At 48.0% G+C, this 3183-nt stretch carries 3 protein-coding genes and 1 riboswitch; all 3 genes read left to right on the top strand.

Translation table 11 applies throughout. From position 1 onward, the window contains the following. The coding region (gene tsaA / locus A4E54_RS00550; protein WP_353681802.1) for a tRNA (N6-threonylcarbamoyladenosine(37)-N6)-methyltransferase TrmO at positions 1-812 on the top strand (812 nt) is incomplete at its 5' end. Positions 813-936: 124 nt separating this feature from the next. Beyond that, positions 937-1055, top strand: a riboswitch (molybdenum cofactor riboswitch). A gap of 146 nt (positions 1056-1201) precedes the next feature. After that, entirely contained in the window at positions 1202-2461 is a 1260-nt protein-coding gene (locus tag A4E54_RS00545; RefSeq protein ID WP_286723702.1) for a zinc ribbon domain-containing protein, read from the top strand. A gap of 449 nt (positions 2462-2910) precedes the next feature. Beyond that, positions 2911-3183: peptidylprolyl isomerase (locus tag A4E54_RS00540; protein WP_286723700.1), on the top strand; the 273-nt coding region annotated here is incomplete at its 3' end.

Here is a 3183-nt window from a genome sequence, read left to right as displayed (position 1 = left end):
TGGGAGTAGATTCTATTACACTAAACCCTGTGGGCATTGTCAAATCACAAATAACTGATCGAAACAGCATGCCGACAACCGGGATTCAGGCTCAAATCATAATCTTTCCCTTATTTTCCGCGGCGCTGGAGCGAATCGACGAGTATTCTCATTTATGGATTTTGACTTGGCTCCATCAAGCGTCACGTAACACCACTACGGTCGCACCGGTTAAGGTTAATCCTTTGTCCCGTAAATTTGGTGTGTTTGCCATCCGGTCACCGGCCCGCCCCAATCCAATAGCTCTGACCCTGGTCAAGCTGGACCGGATTCAGGGGAATACACTTTATGTGACTGGACTTGATGCCGTAAATGAAAGTCCCGTCATAGATATCAAACCGTATTTTGACCATGATGTGGTGTTTTCACCACGGACACCGCATATAGCTCCGCTCAACCCAGATCTCTTAATGAAAAACTTGCTGAGTCAAGCCATCACTCACCACGGAGAGATTTGTTCAGATCTGCTGATAGCTGTAAGAATGGCGTTTATCGCCGATAACCGGCTTGAGTCTACCAAATCCCCGAATGTTAAGGTTCATGTCAGCGGCTCCCCTTGTTTGGCGGATACCCTGCAAGGGCTTTGCAGAGCAAGACTTGCCAACCCGTCAAGGTTTGCCTACAACCCTTTGGCGGAACGGAAGCAGAGCGTGTGGACTAGTGGAAGCAAGCGATTAACTCTTATTTGTCTTCAAGAACTGGACATAGAGAGTTTTTATAGCTTATCGGATCATGAGATATTCAATATCACTTTAGAGGAAAACAAGACGTGATGATTCATATCCGTTAAAAAGCAAGATTTAACTTTCAAAGATGGTGGGGCTATGGATATGTATAAAAATACCGGTTGACATGCAGTTTATTCTGTGACTATAATTGCTTTAAGGAAAAATTATGAATTACAACTACTCCGAGCCTTTTTGCCTAAAGGATTTGTCTCACGGCGAACAGGCCGCTAGGTATGGCGGGAAACGGCCATGCCTCCCTTATGGAAAGGAGACAATAAGCAGCAGAGCCTTTGTGGCCTGTGAGTAATTATTACGTCTTCCTCGGGAAGACGTTTTTATTACCACACTTATTTTAGCCCTTTCCGTTTTATGAAAGGGTTTTTTATACTCGAGGAATCTGTATGTATACCGATTATCGGGGAGGGGGGTGTGTAATGCCTACTAAAACCATCAAGCAAACCTTGGAGTACCGTTTTCCTGAATGGTTCATCACCACTGAAAAACTGTTCAATGAAGTCACAGCGTTTTATTTTGGTATAATCAAGGAGCGTGCTCAAATACTTGAACTAACCAATAAAAAAGCGTTAACCGAACTCGAAAGATTAACTCACAGTACAAAGGACAACCCTGCACCGCCGTTTCCCTTAAAGTGGGATATCCCGGCTATGTTCCGGCGGGCTTGTATAAACACGGCCATTGGAGCAGCCCGGTCATTCTTCTCCAAGCTGAAAAAATGGAAAGATGCAAAAGCCAAGGCCGAAGCCAAAGAGAAGAAGCTTAAATACAGACCGCCGGTGCCGCCCAGAGAGTGGCAGCGCAACACTTTGTTTTATGCCGGCCAGTATAAAGGTTACACCGGCAAGTCTATTATGCTGAAGTTGTTCGACGGCAACACCTGGCGCTGGGTGAAGTATCATTTGACCGGCCGGCGGGTTCAGGACGGCTGGAAGATAGGCTGTCCACACGCGGTAATTAAGAAAAACCGGCTTGAGCTGCATTTCCCGGTTGAAAAGGAAAAACCGGTAGTGAAGGCGGTTGCCGAGCAGGTTAAAGATCCAAGCCTGAAGATTTGCGCTGTAGGCTTAAATATTAGCGGCAGGCCGGCGGTATGCGGCATATTCAAAAGCGACGGCACGCAGGTGGCCACCCGGTTTATCCGTGGCGGTGACAGCCTCAGCGGCCGCAGGAAACGACTTTTGGGTATTATCGCAACCAAGCTCAGCCTTACGGGTTCCTTGAATAAGGATGAGCAGGACAATAAGGCGCTAAGGAACAGGATCCATAACATCGACGATAATGAAGCCCACCGGGTGTCTCGTAGAATACTGGACTTTGCCCTGGAACATGGCGCGGGTATCATCGTGTTTGAATACCTGAATAATTTTAAACCTGAGCAAGGCAAGTTCAGCAGGCGGGCCAGTTCCAAGCGTTCCTACTGGCTCCGGGGCAGGATATCCCACTATACGAAATACAAAGCCTGGGAGTATGGAATAATCATCAGCCGGGTAAACCCCAGGAACACAGGCCGGTTATGTGCCGATTGCGGGGCGGAGATAGCCCGGCACGGTGATAACAAGGAGCATTACCGGCCCGGGGCACCGTTATTCACTTGCAAATGCGGCAAGAAAGGCAGTGTTGCGCTAAACGCCGTCAGAAATATCGGCAAGAGGTTCTTTTTAAGATACGCGGTTTAAGCGGAGACATGCACGAACAAAGCCCTAAAGTCCGAAAGGCAAGGGTGTTCCTGCTCCCCATGAGCTGTAAATCCAAAACGGGAGCAGGAACGGGCTTGGCACCGCCTGGCGTTATCCGTCGCCCACTACGCTCTCAACGCGGTAGAGGCCACGCTTCAATTACTGCGAGCAGCGACTACGCACGGGTGCCCGAAGAAACCGCGGGGATTTTAATCCCCGGCGCATAGAGTGTCACAAAGTACCTGAAATTAGGGTAAATAAGAATTATATTTAGAAAAAAACAATTGCCGGGCAGCGACTGACTGCCCTTATGTTTTCCTTATGCCAACGCCCGGCATGGCAGGAGTTTCCAACCAATGACCGAAAGCTGAGCTGAACGGAGATTTGCTAAATTCCGCTTAGTTTAGTAAAATGCATTTATTGGAACAAAACTGAGGAGGATGCGATAAGTGAAAAGAGGCAGCATTGAATTGGAAAATGGCAAGAAAATAGTCATTGATTTCTTTGAGGAAGACGCGCCTGGAACGGTGGAGAACTTCGAAAAGCTGGCCAATACAGGATTTTATAATGGTTTAAATTTCCATCGAGTCATTCCAGGTTTTGTAGCGCAGGGAGGATGCCCCCATGGTAATGGCACGGGGGGACCTGGTTACACGATCAAATGTGAAACTGCGGGAAACCCCAATAAACACCTTAGAGGGTCGCTGTCGATGGCTCACGCC

Source organism: Pelotomaculum sp. PtaB.Bin117, from assembly GCF_002067195.1.
Lineage (GTDB): Bacteria > Bacillota > Desulfotomaculia > Desulfotomaculales > Pelotomaculaceae > Pelotomaculum_D > Pelotomaculum_D terephthalicicum.
The sequence above is the reverse complement of the archived record's forward strand: the minus strand, read 5'-3'. Positions and strand labels throughout refer to the sequence as shown.

What these genes read in the sequence shown, in the direction of transcription:
- A4E54_RS00545 (WP_286723702.1), top strand. Translation starts at nt 1,202, where the DNA reads ATGCCTACTAAAACCATCAAGCAAACCTTGGAGTACCGTTTTCCTGAA.